We start from the raw sequence: 19,307 nt of genomic DNA on the forward strand, positions 1-19,307 counted from the left end.
TCTAATGGTCTAATGGTCTAATGGTCTAAAGGTTCTATAGCCTATAATTGACTGCAATATAGCAACCTAACTATGAACATTAATACTCGAAAAAACGACTATACCCAAAGTAATTGAAGTTGCAGTGAGGCGGCAAGTAAACGAAGCCCCATGAGCTTAGCTTGCCTAAGTGATTGGGGTGAGTTAGCGCAGCCAACAAAGCTGCAGCCTCAAGTAAGACGGGTATAAAATCATCAGTCATTGTCGATGCTAATATACCGAGTTTATCTTGATGACGTAAAATGTGAGACCTACACCTCACTATCGGCAGATCTCCCCACTTAGTCGTATATTGAGGCGACAACCTTTCTCGCCTCATCGTCCATTTATGCTCAACCGTATCAATTACGCGGACGAATAAACGGCATGTGGCGGTTAACGTCTTTATATAAAAGATAACGGAACGGGCCAGGGCCACCGGCATAACAAGATTGTGGGCAGAACGCGCGGAGCCACATAAAGTCGCCGGCTTCTACTTCAACCCATTCTTGGTTTAAGTGATACACCGCCTTACCTTGTAATACATACAAACCATGCTCCATGACATGAGTTTCATCAAATGGGATCACCGTGCCTGGTTGGAAGGTTACAATATTGACGTGCATGTCATGGCGCATATCGGTCGAATCCACAAAGCGAGTGGTGGCCCATCCATCGTCAGTATCGGGCATCGCAATTGGCTCGAGATCGTTTTCGTTGGTCACAAAAGCTTCTGGTAATGCCAAACCATCAACAAATTGATACGCTTTACGCACCCAATGGAAGCGCACAGGCTGATCATTATTATTATGCACCGTCCAGTGACAACCTGGTGGGATAAATGCATAACCACCTTCGGTCATGTGGTGGGCTTCGCCTTCAATGGTAATGTCCATTTCGCCCGCCACCACAAATAATACCCCTTCTGCATTTGGATCGAGTTCAGGTTTATCCGATCCTCCTTGCGGTGCGATCTCGACAATATATTGCGAGAAAGTTTCAGAGAACCCACTTAATGGGCGAGCAATAACCCACATGCGCATGTTTTGCCAAAATGGCAGGAAACTGGTCACAATATCAGTCATGACACGTTTAGGAATAATCGCATAAGCTTCGGTCAGCACCGCGCGATCGGATAACAGTTGAGTCTGAGGCGGTAAGCCACCTTGTGGTGAGTAGTAAGCGTGTTTCTTGCTCATAGCTTGATAATCCTTTAACAATAGACCCATACAAAGCATTTTTATTGGAAATCGAGAGCGATGCTCTCGAATAAATTGAAACTTTACTTCATTTCTTTCGCAAAGAAGGCGCTGGCTTTTTTTAGGATCTCTTTCTCCATTCTAAGCTGCTTTACTTCCTTTCTCAGAGCCATTAATTCCGTTCTTTCATCTGCGTTGACAGATGAATTATTGAGTTCGTCAGCCTTCTGCTTCCAAGTGTAAAGCAGGTTTTGTGATACTCCCAACACATCAGCAGCTTGGGCGACAGAATACCCTTGTTCGGTAATAAGGCCGATTGCCTCTTCTTTAAATTCTTTCGTATAAGTTCGATATTGACGTTTTGTATTCATATTCACCTCGATTGATTATCGTATTATCCACAATCAAGGTGTCCAGATCGATTAGACCAGAATACTACGCTCTGGAACGGATTATATCTGAAAATACTACATGTAAATCGCTAGAGGTGGCATCATCATTTAAGTTTAAATTGGCCCGAATATGCTGCATGTGGTGATCCATTAAATGCAGCGCTTCTTCTTTATTGCCTGCTTCAATCGCATTGAGTAAATTGCTATGTTCGTCTTGTGAACAATTACTGTTGTTACTGCCTTCGTATTGAGCAATCAGGAGCGAGGTTTGTGATACTAAGCTGCGTAAAAAGTGCAGTAGTGGGGCATTTTTTGCCATTTTAGCCAACTCAATGTGAAACTCACCAGAAAGTCGGATGCCTTTTCCTATATCGTTATTGGCAATAGCTTCGTTCTCGCTGGTGACTAAATTGCGCAGCACTTGCAGCTGAACTTGGTTGCAGTTTTCAGTTGCCAGCTCAGTGACGGCTAACTCTGTTATCTCGCGTGCTTTTAATATTTGAATGGCATCTTCAATGGTAGGGGCCGAAACGGTTGCCCCTTTATTTGGTTTTATATCAACAACTTGTTCGAGCGATAAGCGTAAAAGCGCGCGGCGAATAATGGTGCGGCTTACCCCGAATATTTCACTTAATGATTCTTCATTGAGCTTGGTATTCGGCGGTAAGCGTTGTTCCAATATCGCATCAAAGATATAGCAATATACCACATCATCTTGTGTTTGGTTATTTGCCTTCGCTTGCATTTTGGTGTTAGAAATTTTATTTAATTTAGTCATGCTCAGTCTGCTGATATTCCAAAATAATATTGTACATTATAGACCTTATTCTACTCAGGTCTCTAATGAATACAACTTTGCATGCAAAATGCCTTGCAGTGCACACTTTTCATCCAGATCCGACAAATCACCACTCACGCCGACAGCGCCAATGATTTGACTGGATTCTGACCGTATTAATAACCCGCCGGGTACTGGCACCAAATTACCTTGAGCCAATACATTAATAGCCGAAATAAAGGCGGGGCGAATTTCTGCATCTTGCGCCAGTTTTCGTGATGAGCATCCTAAGGCGATGGCTCCCCATGCTTTGGCAATTGCAATGTCGGGTCGTAACATACTCGCCCCATCTTGCCGTTGCAAAGACACCAGCTTGCCACCTGTGTCTAGTATTGCCACAGTAAGTGGGGCGGTATGTAATTCTGTTGCGGTATCAAAGGCACCTTGGGTGATGTTTAAAGCCTGTTGTAGTGTTAAACTCATCGTGTAACTCCTTTATTATCGTACAGATTAAGCCGCCATAACATATCTGTTTAGCAATATGTGTTTGGTGTGCAAAACCTATTTGTTCGACAAAGAAGTAAAGCGCCTTTCTTCATTGATCTTAAAAAACTAAGCAATTTAAGATGCAGTGTCACTATTTTTTTCTACTGCATATATGTTACTGCATCTTAATCACATCATCTTAGTATCTTTGGTTGATCAATTAAGTAGAGAATAGCTCGGTAGTGTCAAGAACTCTGCAAAATCGTCTTGGGTCGATAATGTATCGAACATCTTGGCCGTTTCTTCAAATCGTCCTTGAGCATAACGTTGCTCACCAACTTCTTGTTTAATCGTGATTAGTTCTTCAGCCAACAGGGAGCGGAAATACGCTTCTGTTACCACTTGGCCATCGTCAAGTTTTACGCCGTGTTTGATCCATTGCCAAATTCCAGCGCGTGAGATTTCTGCGGTTGCGGCGTCTTCCATTAAGCCATAAATCGGCACACAACCTACGCCGCTGATCCAAGCCTCAATGTAGTACAACGCAATGCGAATATTTTTGCGCAAGCCTTCTTGGTTACGGGGGCCTTCACAAGGGGCAAGCAGTTGTTCGGCTGTGATTTCTGCCACATAGCTGCTGTCGTAATCCATTTGGTTTACGCTGCCTTTTAATTTTTTATCGAAGATATCCATTGCAATATCAACCAATTTTGGATGCGCTACCCAAGTGCCATCGTGACCATTACTTGATTCGCGGTTTTTATCGTCTTCTACTTTTGCCAATACTTGTTCCATCACTTGTGGATCAGAGCTTGGAATAAAGGCTGACATGCCGCCCATTGCCAGTGCGCCGCGTGCGTGACAGGTTTTGACCAGTAATTGGCTATAAGCGTTTAAGAACGGCTTGTCCATACCAATGCTATGACGGTCTGGCAGGATGCGATCTTTATGATTCTTCAATGTTTTAATGTAGCTAAAAATGTAGTCCCAACGGCCACAGTTCATCGCCACAATATGCTCACGCATCACATACAGAATTTCTTCCATTTGGAATACCGCAGGCAAAGTCTCGATTAAAATGGTTGCTTTGATAGTGCCACGCTCGACCGAAAAATAATCTTCAGTAAAGGTAAATACATCATCCCACCATTTGGCTTCTTCCATACTTTCTAGTTTTGGAATGTAGTAATACACGCCTTCGCCTTTTTGAGCGCGCGTTTGGTAGTTATGGAAGAAGTACAAAGCAAAGTCCATCAAACAACCCGCGATGGCTTTACCGTTATATTGAATGTGTTTTTCAGGTAAGTGCAACCCACGAGGACGGGCTAGTAGCTGTGCTGGTGCATCAACTAAGTTGTATTCTTTTCCTTTCTTTTCATCCAAGTAACTGATGGTGCCAGCGTTGGCATCTCTTAAGTTAACTTGGCCATCGATCATGTTTTCCCATGTCGGAGCAGAAGCATCTTCAAAACAACACATGAACACTTTTGCGCCTGAATTAAGCGCGTTGATCACCATTTTACGGTCAATTGGCCCCGTAATTTCGACACGTCGATCTTGCAGTACTTTAGGAATAGGGGCGACTTTCCAACTTTTATCCTCACGAATGTGTTGAGTATCGGCACGAAAGTCGGGCAGTTTACCGCCATCAAATTGGGATTGATGCTGGCGGCGCAGAGCCATAACCTCCTCTAGTGGTTGACTGAACTTAGTAACAAGTGCATCTAAGAAGTCGAGTGCTGATGGAGAAAGAATCTCTTGTTGTTGTGCGCTTTGTAGTGTGCCGATCACTTTGATTGAATGACATGGATTTGCCATACCTCCAGTGACTTCACGTTCCTGTGTGCTGTGCATAATGGTCTCCTTTATGAACATATGCTCTGACAATTGAAGTGTTTTATCTGCTCGCGACTAACATCGAGATAGTGACAACGCCGAATAACAGTATCAATGACAATGAGTGTAGGAATGATTGTGATTGTGTACATTAATGTTTTATATTTTCATTATTTATAACGCTTTTTTTACATAAGATCAAAAAAATATTAACGTGATGTGATAGTAAATAAATGGTTCAATACTGGTTTGATGAGTGTTAAATTTTTATAAAACAGACTGTTACCTCAACCCTTGCCGGTTGTGTACAATTTATTTGTTTTTTTATTTGCGTGTTTATAGGATCTCGACCTAGACTGGGTGATGTATTTAACATTGTATACAATATCAATTAGGAAGGGATTCAAACTATGGCTAAGATGAAAGCAATTGAAGCAGCAGTAGAAGTATTGAAGCGTGAAGGGGTAGATATTGCCTTTGGTGTACCAGGCGCGGCGATTAATCCATTTTATGCGGCAATGAAAAAGATCGGTGGTATTGACCATGTGCTTGCCCGCCACGTTGAAGGTGCGTCGCACATGGCAGAGGGTTACACCCGTACTAATGATAACAATATTGGTGTTTGTATTGGGACTTCGGGCCCTGCTGGAACGGATATGATCACGGGCTTGTATTCAGCCTCGGCCGACTCTATTCCCATTTTATGTATTACTGGTCAAGCGCCGCGAGCTCGTTTGCACAAGGAAGATTTCCAAGCGGTGGATATTGAGTCTATCGCCAAGCCGGTGACGAAATGGGCGACCACAGTATTAGAACCCGCATTAGTGCCTCGCGCATTTCAACAAGCGTTTCATATCATGCGTTCGGGTCGCCCAGGTCCGGTATTAATTGATTTGCCGATCGATGTGCAATTAGCTGAGATCGAATTTGATATTGATACTTATGACCCCCTTGAACCTTACCAACCGAGTGCGACTCGTGCTCAAGTTGAAAAAGCACTGACTATGCTGACTCAATCTGAAAAACCACTCATTGTTTCAGGTGGCGGCGTGATCAATGCAGGTGCCAGTGCACAGCTACAAGAGCTGGCTGAAATTTTAAATGTCCCAGTTATTCCTACATTAATGGGTTGGGGCAGTATTCCTGATAGCCATGAATTGATGGCGGGCATGGTTGGGCTACAAACGTCACACCGTTATGGTAATGCCACTATGCTGGCTTCTGACTTTGTTCTGGGCATTGGTAACCGTTGGGCTAACCGTCATACCGGTTCGGTCGATGTGTATACCGAAGGACGTAAATTTGTCCATGTAGATATTGAACCTACTCAAATTGGACGTGTGTTCTGCCCAGATCTTGGCATTGTTTCCGATGCCAAATCCGCATTAACGTTATTCATTGAAGTGGCAAAAGAAATGCAAGCGGCTGGCAAGCTGAATAATACCGGCTCTTGGGTGAGTGAGTGTATTGAGCGTAAATCGAGCATGTTACGTAAGACCCACTTTGAAGAAGTGCCGATGAAGCCAATGCGCGTGTATGAAGAAATGAACCGTGCGTTTGGAGAAGACACTTGTTATGTCAGTACCATTGGTCTCTCTCAAATCGCCGCTGCGCAGTTCTTGCATGTGTATAAGCCACGCCATTGGATCAACTGTGGTCAAGCGGGGCCTTTAGGTTGGACTATCCCTGCTGCATTAGGTGTTCGCGCCGCCGATCCAAACCGTCCGATTGTGGCGATCTCGGGTGACTACGATTTCCAATTTATGATTGAAGAGCTAGCGGTAGGTGCACAGTTTAATCTTCCATATATTCATGTGGTTGTGAATAACTCATACCTTGGTTTGATCCGCCAAGCGCAACAACAGTTTGATATTGATTACTGTGTTCAGCTTGCATTTGATAACCAAAACGCCCCAGAAATGGAAGGTTATGGGGTTGACCATGTCGCGGTAGTTGAAGGCTTAGGGTGTAAGGCGATTCGTGTTCGTAAACCAGAAGATGCGGCTGCCGCGTTTGAACAAGCGAAGAAATTGATGGCCAAGCATCGCGTCCCTGTTGTGGTTGAGTTCATTTTAGAGCGCGTGACTAACGTTGCAATGGGCGTTGAAATCACAGGCGTTAATGAGTTTGAAAGCCTAGCCGAAGGTAGCGATGACGCACCAACCGCCATCACATTTAATCAATAATTATAAGGGATAACAGTATGCCTAAATTTGCCGCCAATCTATCGATGTTATTTACTGAAGTCGATTTTCTGCAACGCTTTGGACAAGCAGCGGATGCCGGTTTTCAAGGGGTGGAATATTTATTTCCATACGACTTTGAAGCCACCACGATTAAAGAAGTGCTCGACGCTAATAAACTGACCCAAGTGCTATTTAACTTACCCGCAGGGGATTGGTTAGGCGGCGATCGTGGTATTGCGGTGGATCCTGCGCGTGTTGAAGAGTTTCAGCGTGGCGTAACCAAAGCTATTCAATACGCCAAAGTATTGCAGTGTGATCAAGTGAACTGCCTAGCGGGGATCGTGCCTGATGGCGTTAGCGCAGAGCAAGCCGAGCACACTTTTGTGTCGAACTTGCAATTTGCGGCCGGAGCGCTTAAAGAGAATGGCATTAGCTTGATCATTGAAGCGATCAATACGCGTGACATTCCGGGCTTCTTCCTCACCAACACTAAGCAAGCGTTAGATATTATTGCCAAAGTGGGCAGTGATAACCTCAACTTCCAATACGATATTTATCACATGCAAATTATGGAAGGGGATCTGGCGCCAACCTTGAGTGAGCATATTGGCCAAATTCAGCATGTGCAATTAGCCGATAACCCGGGCCGAAATGAACCTGGAACCGGTGAAATTAACTATCCATTCTTGTTTAAACACTTAGATAGCATCGGTTATCAAGGTTGGGTTGGCTGTGAATATAAGCCCAAGACCACTACACATGAAGGTTTAACTTGGCTGAATATTCTTCGTAATTAAAGCCGTAGCGGCTTTTTATGAACAAGAGGGACTACGTTTGCTCACCCCAGTTACTTAGGCGAGCTTTCTTTTATAAAAGAGAATGACTCATGGGGCTTTGCTCACTTGTCGCCTAGCTACAACATTAATTACTTTGAATATTGTGGGAAAGAGAAAAAATATTTTAAAATTAAGGGAAATGAAATTATGACTACTCCAACTATTGCATTTATCGGCACTGGCATCATGGGCAAACCAATGGCCGTGAATTTACAAAAAGCAGGTTACTCGATTGTGGTTTCTGATCACTTTGTTGCGCCGCCACAAGAACTTATCGATGGCGGGGCCGCGGTGGTTCATAGCGGCAAAGAAGCGGCACAAAAAGCCGATATTATTATTACGATGGTGCCAAATACGCCCGACGTTTCAGATGCACTTTTTGGTGATAATGGTATCGCACAAGGACTATCGGCAGGGAAGCTTGTGATCGACATGAGCTCGATTGCACCGATTGAAACACAACAATTCGCCAAACAAATTAAAGAGTGTGGCGCTCAATACCTAGACGCTCCGGTATCAGGTGGTGAAGTGGGGGCGATTAATGCCACGCTAACCATTATGGTGGGGGGCGATGAGTCTGCCTTTGAGCAAGCTAAGCCATTGTTTGATGTCATGGGTAAAAACATTACGCTGGTGGGTGAAAATGGTGCCGGTCAAATCTGTAAAGTGGCCAACCAAATCATCGTCGCATTAAACATCGAAGCGGTATCGGAAGCGTTGGTCTTTGCCTCAAAAGCAGGCGCAGATCCGGCGCGTGTGCGTGATGCGTTAATGGGCGGCTTTGCTAACTCTAAAGTGCTTGAAGTGCATGGTGAGCGCATGGTGAAAGGCACGTTTGATCCCGGCTTTAGAATTTCATTGCATCAAAAAGATTTAAACTTGGCACTGACTGGCGCTGAGCAATTAGGCCTACAACTGCCAAACACAGCTAAGACCCAAGAGCTGTTCGGCAATTGCGCTGAAATGGACGGTTCCAACTGGGATCACTCTGCGTTGATCAAAGCGATTGAGCAGCTAGGCAATCATAATATCCGTGGTGAATAAGTTAAGGTTCTATGGGTGAACATTGATCGTATATCGGTGTACAAAATCATAGTTATCAAAGTAACAGCTATCAAGGTAACAGTTTAGAAATAACAGGTTATTTGGTCTGGAGTATGATTTGGCTGTGTGTGGGAGCATAGTCATATCATCACAAATAATTCTGTTTTAACGCACGGTTTCGTCTCCTTTGAGTGCGCCCGAGTGGCTAGGTTTATGATGAAGTTTGAGTTGAATGAGCGAGGTTGCTTTTTCATCTCTCACCACACATCCACTTAGTTATCTCGGGATTTTTTTTGTCAGCTATGTTAAAACAAGCTAAGGAATTAACATTGTTTGAGACTCAACATGCTCACTTATAAGGAAGACCGTAATGGCAACAGTTCGAGAGCGCAATCAACACGTGATTATTGAAGCGGCCAGTCAGCATTTTGCCAAATACGGTTATGCCGCAACCAAGGTGGCGGATATTGCCAAAGAAGCCAATATTCCCAAACCGAATATTTATTATTATTACACCTCAAAAGATAACTTGTACCGCGCGGTATTAGAAAGTGTCACCGCGCCGTTACTTAAATCCTCCCTGCCGATCCAAGTACTTGATGATCCAAAAGAAGCACTGACCGAATACATTAAAACCAAGTTGATGATCTCACGCGATCACGCCCATGCCTCAAAAGTGTTTGCCAACGAGGTGATGTCGGGAGGCACGTCGCTACCAAAAGATATTGAAGCGGAACTGCAACAACAGTCACAAATGATCCTCGCCAAATTTAACTCGTGGATAGCACAAGGCTTGATGGATAGCGTTTCGGCCCATCATCTTATGTTTACCATTTGGGCAGCGACACAAACGTACGCCGATTTTGGCTGGCAGATCTGCCGAGTGTTAGATAAAAAAGAACTTTCACATCAAGATTACGACCAAGCGGCTGAATTTCTCACGACTATGATTTTAAAAGGTTGTGGGGTGAAGTCATGATCCCGGCTAACGGCTAACGGCTAACGGCTAACGGCTAACGGCTAACTGGAGCGGTTGTCGTGAATCTTTGCAGTAATATTCCTAAACCGCATATTTAATACCCACCAATGTCATTTCAATTATACTACTTATGCAGGTAGTATCTCTCCATCGTTTTACTTCAAACAAGGTCAGTCTCAATGTCTGCATTATTTAACTCACTCGCATTAAAAGATGTGGTATTAAAAAACCGTATCGCAGTACCACCAATGTGCCAATACAGCGCCGAAGATGGCTTGGCAAATCAATGGCATGATATTCACTACGCGGGCTTGGCTCGTGGTGGTGCGGGTCTTGTGATTTTAGAAGCGACAGCCGTTTCGCCAGAAGGTCGTATTAGCCCAAATTGTTTAGGTATTTGGAATGATGAGCAAGCCGAGGCACTAGCAAAAATCGCTAAAAACATTAAAGACAACGGCAGTGTGGCGGGCATTCAAATTGCGCATGCTGGTCGTAAAGCCAGCGCCAATCGTCCTTGGGATGGCGATGATCATATTGCTAATGATGACCAAAAAGGCTGGCAAACTATTGCTCCTTCAGCGCTTGCGTTTGGCGGAAATTTAGATAAACAACCGCTTGAAATGAGCATTGCCGATATCGAGCGAGTAAAACAAGATTTTGTTGATGGCGCTAAACGGGCTCTTGATGCGGGTTTTGAATGGTTAGAGCTGCACTTTGCTCATGGTTACTTAGCGCAAAGCTTTTTCTCGGCACACTCAAACCAACGCACAGACCAATATGGTGGTAGCGCCGAAAATCGTGGTCGTTTCTTGCTCGAAACGTTTGCTGCTGTACGCGCAGTTTGGCCTGAGAATTTACCATTAACCATTCGTTTTGGGGTGTTGGAATTTGATGGTCGCGATGAAGAAACCCTGCAAGAATCGATTGCGCTATTAAACCAAATGAAAGAGCAAGGTTTGGATATGGTCAGTGTCAGCGTGGGTTTCTCGACTCCAACGGCACAGATCCCCTGGGGACCTGCGTTTTTAGCACCAATCTCAGAGCGTGTTCGTAAAGAAACCGGTCTGCCTGTTGCTTCGGCTTGGGGCATTGATAAACCTGAAGATGCCAACCGCGTGGTCGAAGAAGATCAAATGGACGTCGTCATGATAGGAAAAGCGTACTTAGCTGACCCACATTACACTTACCGTGTGGCCAAAGCATTAAATGTTGAAAAGCCATCATGGATCTTGCCAGCGCCTTATGCCCATTGGTTAGATCGTTACTAATATACTTAAAGCGTTTAATAATAGACTCAAAGCGTTTAATAATAGACTCAAAGTGTTAAGCATATACTAAAAGCAGCCGCTGCTATACCCAAAGTAATTGAAGTTGCAGTGAGGCGGCAAGTAAACGAAGCCCCATGAGCTTAGCTTGCCTAAGTGATTGGGGTCCAACAAAGCTGCAGCTTCAAGTAAGACGGGTATATTATTTAGTGTGTGCCGCTTTTTAGATGTAAAAAATCCAGTCCTTGAGTGAGGGCTGGATTTTTTACATCTGCTGACAAATACTTGAGAGAGGTTATCGTTTGCGTTTTGATGGCCCACTAATTTCGCTGTGTCGGCACTTGCTTAGCCTTCATTTATTGGTATGGTGCTTTTTATCGATATGAGGCTGGGTAAACTTACCGTCTCACTGTAACATCAATGACTTTGTGTCAATAAATAGAATAACGAAAGGAAGTACATTATGATTTCAACCCTGCCTAAAGTCATACTGCATGAGCATATTGAAGGTTCAGTTACCCCTGAACTCGCGGCGATTTTAGCCCAAAAACATGGTGTGACATTACCGAGCGATTTCTTGTATCCAGAAGGTCAATACGATAAAAGCGATTTCCCCAATGGACGCTATCAATATGATGAGTCGGACTTTGGCGCATTTGTCACCGCTTACGATGTGGTGGCCGATTTAGTCCGTGATGCCGATGATTACTACCTAGTGATGAAAGACTATTTAACCCGCAATGCCGAGCAAGGCTTAGTGTATTGTGAGATGATCACCTCCGCCTTTCATATGTGTCACGATCCTAAAACCAACAGCTTAAACGCGAAGCAATATCATGCGTTTATGGATGGCATATTACGCGCGATGGATGAAGTAAAAGCAAAATATGGCACCGAAACTCGTTTACATGCTTGTGGTGTACGTCATCTGAGTTTAGAAGAATTTACTATCAGCGCCGATTTTGTGGCGGCAGAGCCTCGCCCAGAAGTCACCGGTTTTAATATTGCTGGCAATGAAATGGCGGGTGAGTTCGCCGATTTTGAGTATGCACATAAGTTAGTGGCGCAAATACCATTGCAAAAATCGTATCACGCCGGAGAGATCCGAGGCCCTGAAAGTATTCGTGATGCACTGGCATGTGGCGCGAAACGTATCGGGCATGGCATTGCCGCAATCAAAGATCCTGCTTTGATCCAAACCTTGATTGATGAACAAATTACCCTTGAAGTCGCCCCAAGCAGTAACCGTATTTTAGTGACAGAGTTTGAACAATCACTCGAAAAACACCCTCTACGCCGTTTATATGACGCTGGCGTTCGTTTGTCGATCAATACCGATGATGCCGGATTATTTGGTACTGATGTGGCGAAGGAATATCGCTTAGCGCAACAGGTATTTGGTTTTAATCGAGTTGAACTATTGGATGTCACCTTATGCGCGTTAGAAGCGGCATTTGTCGAAGATGAGATCAAGCAAAGTTTGATCGCCAATGTTTACACTCAGTTCAACCAACAAGACTGGCAAGATTTAGAGCTACATTGCCAACAATTGCCAGACGGCGCGTTAAAACAGCGTTTGCAGTCTCGCTTAAAAGAGAAAAAATAAAAACCAAAGGGCAGAACATTGTTTTGCCCTTTGTTGTTTCTGTCTTTAGGTTGAGACAGAAGGGAAGTGATCTGGTCAACTTGGCTTTTACAAGCCCGCTCCTTTAGGGGCGGCGTAATTGACTTAAGTACCTCTTACTGACATATGACAATAGAGTGATGCTTAGTTTTCGTGGTATTTGAAGTGAAACGTGATCGCGAGCCAAAAGAAAGGCCGCTAGATTCACAGTATTAGCGTTGACACCTTAACACGTCACAATGATGCAACTTGCTACAATAGAAGCTATGCGCCACAATAATAAAAATCAACTTTAAATAGGATACTTAAAATGGCTACAGCAAGCATTAGATTAGATCAAGACCTTGTACAAAAAGCTACCATTATGGCTAAAGTATTTAGCCGTACCGCACCAAAACAAATTGAACACTGGGCTAAAATTGGTGAAATGATGGAAGATAACCCAGAATTACCATATGAGTTTGTAAAACAAGCAATTATTGCCAAAGCTGAAAAAGAAGCAGGAAAGTTGGAGAACTATAATTTTGGCTAAGATAACTCAAATTTTACAGACACCTACATTTAAGAAAGCAGTAAAAAAGCTACATAAAAATCAGAAGCTTGATCTTGATAATGCAGTTAAAGAACTAATGAAAGAGCCATTATTAGGAGAGCAAAAGAAAGGTGACTTGTCATTTTTACGTGTTTATAGATTCAAAATGGTTAAGCAATTAACGTTACTTGGTTACAGTTACGAAGATGGCACCGTCACCCTTGAGCTAATGGCATTAGGATCTCATGAAAACTTTTACCGTGATGTTAAAAATATCTTCTGAGTCATAGCGAGAATATAGAATTACTCCAAGCTTCGCATAATTATTCTTTTCAATATTCAGAATATGAAAACTACTCAAAACCGAGAATAATGGTTTTTATGCGTTGGGATTTTGTTCTATTTAGCGCATGACATTAGGCTATGCCATGCCGTCTGTGACGTATAGGTTATGAATTTAGAGTATCTATGTGGCTGGGCTTTGTTGAATCGCTCAGATAATGCTCAATTATTCCATTAACACTGAGTTCAGTTATCATAGCTGGCCTTTCATTCCAGTTAGCTGTTTAACACATGCCTTACAAACACAATGACGCCAAACGCCATCATTTTAAGAAGCATACCTATGCCTTAAATAACTATCGGGAGTATAACCAGGCTCTCAGACAACGTGGTCGGTTCGATATTTGGATATCTGAAGATATCATCAAACATTGGCAACATGACGACCGCGTTTATGATGGTACCGGCTCTTCCGTTAAGTATCCTGACAGCACCATCGAAGCCTGCCACTACATTCGATTGGTATATAAATTTCCTCTACGTCAAGCTCAGGGACTGATTGAAAACTTACTGATGAAACTCGGCATGGACAACCTTCAATGCCCAGATTATACGCTGTTATCAAAGCGGCTAAAGCAACTCAACCTTACAGCTCCCCGCTTTAGAAAGCATGAAATGCCAGATGACAAAATGGCAGCGATAGCCATTGATTCAACGGGTCTCAAACGATTTGGGAAGGATGAATGGCATCAAGAAAAACATAAGGTTAACGCAAAACGAAGCTGGCGAAAGGCGCACTTTGCGGTTGATGAGGGGCACTTCATTCAAAGCGCAGTCCTCACCGACAAAATGTATGATACCAATATGGTGTACCAGACATTAGAAGCCCATTTTCCGAATGCCGAGATTGTTATTCCACCGAAAGACAATACGTTTGCCGATGAGGCTCATCACCCTAAGAGGATGAGTAACCTGATAGGTTGCTTCGCCCTTGGTATTATAGGTTGGCAGAGCGTGCGGCAATACGGCAAAAGGAATATCTCAGAAACTGCCATGCAACGTTACAAGAAGATAATCGGCAATACATTACACAGCAGAAAATTTAAAAATCAGTCAAAGGAAATGTTACTCGGTTGTTCTATTTTAAATCGCTTCACTCACCTCGGTATGCCCAATAGCTACCGAGCTGCCTAACCGTATCAAAAGACCACAAAGTTTTAGTATTGCAACAATGCCCTCTGAGACCGGCTATTTTGGTTTTCATTTTTTGGATAAGATAAGAGTTCGTTCTTTGTAGAAAATAAAGTACAAACAAAGCTGACCTGTTGATTTAAGTGCTCATATTACAAGCAATGCTTGCTAAAAATGATACTATCTATCTATCTATCTACCTATCTACCTATTTGGAAATCATGAAAAAAATAATATTATTTACTAGTTTATTCAGTATTCCAGTACTGGCTGCGACGGAGTCCCCTCAGATTTTTGTTGGTGTAAAGGGTGGGTATCAATGGGCCCTAGACGACAATTACAATCATTCACATCCAGAGGGCACAATTTTAGGTCTCTATGGCGGGTTACAGTTTACGCCCTCTTGGAGTTGGGATTTAGGCTATCAATATCACGATAAACTAAAGGCAGACGTCACATCAGTTAATGTTAAAACTTGGTTGATTGAAAGTGCTCTTCGTTACGATTGGTACCTACAAGATAACCTAAGTTTATACGGTCGGCTTGGTGCTGCTTATTGGGACATGGAAAAAACGCAAATGTCTTCAAATGAGAGCGATGCAACAGGCTTTTCTCCTCTCGGTGAGGTAGGGATTAACTATCTCTTTAATCCTAACGTCCGATTATCAATGGGCTACCAATACATTGACAGTATTGGTAAGTCAAATACGGGTAAGTATGGTAAGTCAAATACGGGTAAGTATGATAGCCATGGATTGTTGGTCAGTCTAACCTATACGTTTGGCAGTACAACTCAACCAGCGTTAGTCGAAACAGCGCCAACGTCTATTATTGAAGATACTCCCGTTAAAGAGACAGCCACTGTAAAAGCACCTCCTCAAACACAGGCCTTTTCACCAAAAACTACAGATGGATTGTTTGGTTTTGATTCAGTCGAACCTAGCCAAGAGTTTATTGACCAATTAACTGAGATCTCTTCAGTATTAAATTCTTACCCACAAGCTCAGGCTAAAGTTGTTGGACACACCGACGCAACTTGAGTGGAGAGGTGAGGGTGAGTCTCAACCTGTTGCAGATAACAATACTGCTGAAGGACGAGCTAAAAACCGCCGAGTTGAAATCACCATTCCTAACTTCCAGTTTCAAGAATAGGTTGTATTACTATGAATAAATATTTTAAATTTCTATTTGCAATAGTGATTTTTCCACTATTAATGCTATTAACTGGTTGTAATTCAGAAGGTGCCTTCTCTGGACCAACCGTAAAATTAGAACGTATAGATATCACCGCTTCACCGATAACAACACGAGGTGTTAGTGAATTAACGCTTGCGGTAGGTAACAAGCAGCCCTTTGAAGCGGTTGGTCATTACTCTGACGGCACATCTCAAGCATTTAAGGATTTAAGTGCGCTTGATTGGGATTCTAGTGATTCAGAGGCTGGGCGTTTTGATGCTCCTGGGGTGCTTACTGGCATCGAAGTGGGTAGCACGACCCTCACGGCCAGTAAAGATGGTGTTACTAGTAATGAGGTTACTGTCACCGTAACGGATGCGGTCATCACATCGATTCAAGTGACGCCTTCACCGATCAACGTAGCAAAAGGTCAGACTCAGCAGTTAACTGCAACAGCGACATTCAGTGATGGGACGTCCTCTGACGTGTCTAACTCAGTGACGTGGACATCTCTCGATACGGCGACCGCTACCGTGTCATCAACTGGGTTATTATCTGCGGTTAAGATGGGTAATACGACCCTCACGGCCACGAAGGATGGCGTGACCAGTAATACGGAGGATGTGGATGTGTCGGGAGCGGTCATTACGGCCATTCAAGTGACACCTTCGCCTGTGAAAATTGCGAAAGGTCAGACTCAGCAGTTAACTGCAACAGCGACATTCAGTGATGGGACGTCCTCTGACGTGTCTAACTCAGTGACGTGGACATCTCTCGATACGGCGACCGCTACCGTGTCATCAGAGGGTTTATTGTATGCGGTTAAGATGGGTAATACGACCCTCACGGCCACGAAGGATGGCGTGACCAGTAATACGGTGGATGTGGATGTGTCGGGAGCGGTCATTACGGCCATTCAAGTGACGCCTTCACCGGTCAACGTAGCAAAAGGTCAGACTCAGCAGTTAACTGCAACAGCGACATTCAGTGATGGGACGTCCTCTGACGTGTCTAACTCAGTGACGTGGACACCTCTCGATACGGCGACCGCTACCGTGTCATCAGAGGGTTTATTGTATGCGGTTAAGATGGGTAATACGACCCTCACGGCCACGAAGGATGGCGTGACCAGTAATACGGAGGATGTGGATGTGTCGGGAGCGGTCATTATGGCCATTCAAGTGACACCTTCGCCTGTGAAAATTGCGAAAGGTCAGACTCAGCAGTTAACTGCAACAGCGACATTCAGTGATGGGACGTCCTCTGACGTGTCTAACTCAGTGACGTGGACACCTCTCGATACGGCGACCGCTACCGTGTCATCAGAGGGTTTATTGTATGCGGTTAAGATGGGTAATACGACCCTCACGGCCACGAAGGATGGCGTGACCAGTAATACGGTGGATGTGGATGTGTCGGGAGCGGTCATTACGGCCATTCAAGTGACGCCTTCACCGGTCAACGTAGCAAAAGGTCAGACTCAGCAGTTAACTGCAACAGCGACATTCAGTGATGGGACGTCCTCTGACGTGTCTAACTCAGTGACGTGGACATCTCTCGATACGGCGACCGCTACCGTGTCATCAACTGGGTTATTATCTGCGGTTAAGATGGGTAATACGACCCTCACGGCCACGAAGGATGGCGTGACCAGTAATACGGAGGATGTGGATGTGTCGGGAGCGGTCATTACGGCCATTCAAGTGACACCTTCGCCTGTGAAAATTGCGAAAGGTCAGACTCAGCAGTTAACTGCAACAGCGACATTCAGTGATGGGACGTCCTCTGACGTGTCTAACTCAGTGACGTGGACACCTCTCGATACGGCGACCGCTACCGTGTCATCAGAGGGTTTATTGTATGCGGTTAAGATGGGTAATACGACCCTCACGGCCACGAAGGATGGCGTGACCAGTAATACGGTGGATGTGGATGTGTCGGGAGCGGTCATTACGGCCATTCAAGTGACGCCTTCACCGGTCAACGTAGCAAAAGGTCAGACTCAGCAGTTAACTGCAACAGCGACATTCAGTGATGGGACGTCCTCTGACGTGTCTAACTCAGTGACGTGGACACCTCTCGATACGGCGACCGCTACCGTGTCATCAGAGGGTTTATTGTATGCGGTTAAGATGGGTAATACGACCCTCACGGCCACGAAGGATGGCGTGACCAGTAATACGGTGGATGTGGATGTGTCGGGAGCGGTCATTACGGCCATTCAAGTGACGCCTTCACCGGTCAACGTAGCAAAAGGTCAGACTCAGCAGTTAACTGCAACAGCGACATTCAGTGATGGGACGTCCTCTGACGTGTCTAACTCAGTGACGTGGACATCTCTCGATACGGCGACCGCTACCGTGTCATCAGAGGGTTTATTGTATGCGGTTAAGATGGGTAATACGACCCTCACGGCCACGAAGGATGGCGTGACCAGTAATACGGTGGATGTGGATGTGTCGGGAGCGGTCATTACGGCTATTCAAGTGACGCCTTCACCGGTCAACGTAGCAAAAGGTCAGACTCAGCAGTTAACTGCAACAGCGACATTCAGTGATGGGACGTCCTCTGACGTGTCTAACTCAGTGACGTGGACATCTCTCGATACGGCGACCGCTACCGTGTCATCAACTGGGTTATTATCTGCGGTTAATATGGGTAATACGACCCTCACGGCCACGAAGGATGGCGTGACCAGTAATACGGAGGATGTGGATGTGTCGGGAGCGGTCATTACGGCCATTCAAGTGACGCCTTCACCGGTCAACGTAGCAAAAGGTCAGACTCAGCAGTTAACTGCAACAGCGACATTCAGTGATGGGACGTCCTCTGACGTGTCTAACTCAGTGACGTGGACACCTCTCGATACGGCGACCGCTAGCGTGTCATCAGAGGGTTTATTGTATGCGGTTAAGATGGGTAATACGACCCTCACGGCCACGAAGGATGGCGTGACCAGTAATACGGTGGATGTGAATGTATGTGCTGACTTGGCGGGTGCATGCATTGATACTTTCGATACTGGTACTGGTAAGTTGTTTACCAATTCACCATCAGTGGCTTACCTAGACAGTATTGGCGGAAGTGCTACAAACGGTATTTATACTGAAACAGGAGCTTTCGGCCCAAGTGGTGATTTCTACCTATTCAACGTGACTAACGCAAATGCACTATGTACTACCTACAACGCCCTTAGTCTCGGCGGACGAACTAACTGGCGTTTAGCGACAAGAGACGAGTTAAAAACGGAGCTATACAACGTATCTGGTAATATGTTTACCGCGCGCGGTTGGCCGGCCTACACCATCTATTGGTCGGCGACTCCTGATGGTTCTAAGCAGTACTACGTGAACCTCAACAATGGCAACGCCTTCAGCCTCAATCCGAGCGGCACGTACTACGCATCCTGCGTCTCAAATCCTTAACGTTGAGCGTTTACAGTTTAACGTTTTAATTTTCAATTTTAGTTTTTGAAGTGCCAGA

The 19,307-nt window shown here is 44.7% G+C and carries 16 protein-coding genes and 1 pseudogene; 11 read left to right on the forward strand and 6 right to left on the reverse strand.

What is annotated here, in order from left to right:
• Nucleotides 1-79: 79 nt before the first annotated feature.
• From GFB47_RS16735 to aceB, 6 genes and pseudogenes are all read right to left on the reverse strand, one after another.
• Nucleotides 80-463 carry a DUF4113 domain-containing protein gene (locus tag GFB47_RS16735; protein ID WP_225874345.1) on the reverse strand — a complete coding sequence of 128 codons (384 nt, stop codon included), beginning with the start codon at nt 461-463 and terminating at the stop codon, nt 80-82.
• Entirely contained in the window at nt 381-1,217 is an 837-nt protein-coding gene (locus GFB47_RS12305; RefSeq protein ID WP_153448352.1) for a bifunctional allantoicase/(S)-ureidoglycine aminohydrolase, read from the reverse strand. The genes GFB47_RS16735 and GFB47_RS12305 overlap by 83 nt, the downstream gene beginning before the upstream one ends.
• 30 nt (nt 1,218-1,247) lie before the next feature.
• Nucleotides 1,248-1,588: pseudogene (locus GFB47_RS12310) on the reverse strand (transposase); the annotation flags it as partial.
• Between the two features lie 64 nt (nt 1,589-1,652).
• Nucleotides 1,653-2,387 carry a GntR family transcriptional regulator gene (locus tag GFB47_RS12315; RefSeq protein ID WP_153448354.1) on the reverse strand — a complete coding sequence of 245 codons (735 nt, stop codon included), beginning with the start codon at nt 2,385-2,387 and terminating at the stop codon, nt 1,653-1,655.
• 54 nt (nt 2,388-2,441) lie between these two features.
• The gene (locus GFB47_RS12320) at nt 2,442-2,870 is read right to left on the reverse strand and encodes a GlcG/HbpS family heme-binding protein (RefSeq protein WP_153448355.1); all 429 of its coding nucleotides are present in this window, start codon (nt 2,868-2,870) and stop codon (nt 2,442-2,444) included.
• 219 nt (nt 2,871-3,089) lie between these two features.
• The gene (aceB, locus tag GFB47_RS12325) at nt 3,090-4,730 is read right to left on the reverse strand and encodes a malate synthase A (protein ID WP_407701709.1); all 1,641 of its coding nucleotides are present in this window, start codon (nt 4,728-4,730) and stop codon (nt 3,090-3,092) included.
• Between the two features lie 389 nt (nt 4,731-5,119).
• Between aceB and gcl the strand changes: the two genes are divergently transcribed.
• From gcl to GFB47_RS16600, 11 genes are all read left to right on the forward strand, one after another.
• Entirely contained in the window at nt 5,120-6,895 is a 1,776-nt protein-coding gene (gcl, locus tag GFB47_RS12330) for a glyoxylate carboligase (RefSeq protein WP_153448357.1), read from the forward strand.
• Nucleotides 6,896-6,912: 17 nt separating this feature from the next.
• Nucleotides 6,913-7,692 (forward strand): hydroxypyruvate isomerase, encoded by a 780-nt coding sequence (hyi, locus tag GFB47_RS12335; protein ID WP_153448358.1) that lies wholly within the window; start codon nt 6,913-6,915, stop codon nt 7,690-7,692.
• Between the two features lie 168 nt (nt 7,693-7,860).
• A complete protein-coding gene (locus GFB47_RS12340; RefSeq protein WP_267904266.1) occupies nt 7,861-8,775 on the forward strand; it encodes a 2-hydroxy-3-oxopropionate reductase in 915 nt (304 codons plus the stop codon).
• A gap of 370 nt (nt 8,776-9,145) precedes the next feature.
• Entirely contained in the window at nt 9,146-9,754 is a 609-nt protein-coding gene (locus GFB47_RS12345) for a TetR/AcrR family transcriptional regulator (protein ID WP_153448360.1), read from the forward strand.
• A 179-nt stretch (nt 9,755-9,933) separates the two neighbouring features.
• A complete protein-coding gene (locus GFB47_RS12350) occupies nt 9,934-11,022 on the forward strand; it encodes an NADH:flavin oxidoreductase/NADH oxidase (RefSeq protein ID WP_153448361.1) in 1,089 nt (362 codons plus the stop codon).
• A gap of 460 nt (nt 11,023-11,482) precedes the next feature.
• On the forward strand, nt 11,483-12,625 hold the full coding sequence (gene add / locus GFB47_RS12355) for an adenosine deaminase (protein WP_153448362.1): 1,143 nt from the start codon (nt 11,483-11,485) through the stop codon (nt 12,623-12,625).
• Nucleotides 12,626-12,953: 328 nt separating this feature from the next.
• Nucleotides 12,954-13,175: a TA system antitoxin ParD family protein gene (locus GFB47_RS12360; protein WP_153448363.1), complete on the forward strand. Its 222-nt coding sequence runs from the start codon at nt 12,954-12,956 to the stop codon at nt 13,173-13,175.
• Nucleotides 13,168-13,458, forward strand: coding sequence for a type II toxin-antitoxin system RelE/ParE family toxin (locus tag GFB47_RS12365; protein WP_153448284.1), 291 nt, complete (start codon nt 13,168-13,170; stop codon nt 13,456-13,458). The genes GFB47_RS12360 and GFB47_RS12365 overlap by 8 nt, the downstream gene beginning before the upstream one ends.
• Nucleotides 13,459-13,748: 290 nt before the next feature.
• Nucleotides 13,749-14,651, forward strand: a complete 903-nt coding sequence (locus tag GFB47_RS12370) for a transposase (RefSeq protein WP_153448364.1) — start codon at nt 13,749-13,751, stop codon at nt 14,649-14,651.
• Nucleotides 14,652-14,869: 218 nt separating this feature from the next.
• Nucleotides 14,870-15,688 (forward strand): outer membrane beta-barrel protein, encoded by an 819-nt coding sequence (locus GFB47_RS12375; RefSeq protein ID WP_325077669.1) that lies wholly within the window; start codon nt 14,870-14,872, stop codon nt 15,686-15,688.
• 123 nt (nt 15,689-15,811) lie between these two features.
• The gene (locus GFB47_RS16600) at nt 15,812-19,249 is read left to right on the forward strand and encodes an Ig-like domain-containing protein (RefSeq protein WP_153448365.1); all 3,438 of its coding nucleotides are present in this window, start codon (nt 15,812-15,814) and stop codon (nt 19,247-19,249) included.
• Nucleotides 19,250-19,307 lie beyond the last annotated feature (58 nt).

This window comes from Vibrio algicola, from assembly GCF_009601765.2.
GTDB classification, from domain to species: Bacteria; Pseudomonadota; Gammaproteobacteria; order Enterobacterales; family Vibrionaceae; genus Vibrio; species Vibrio algicola.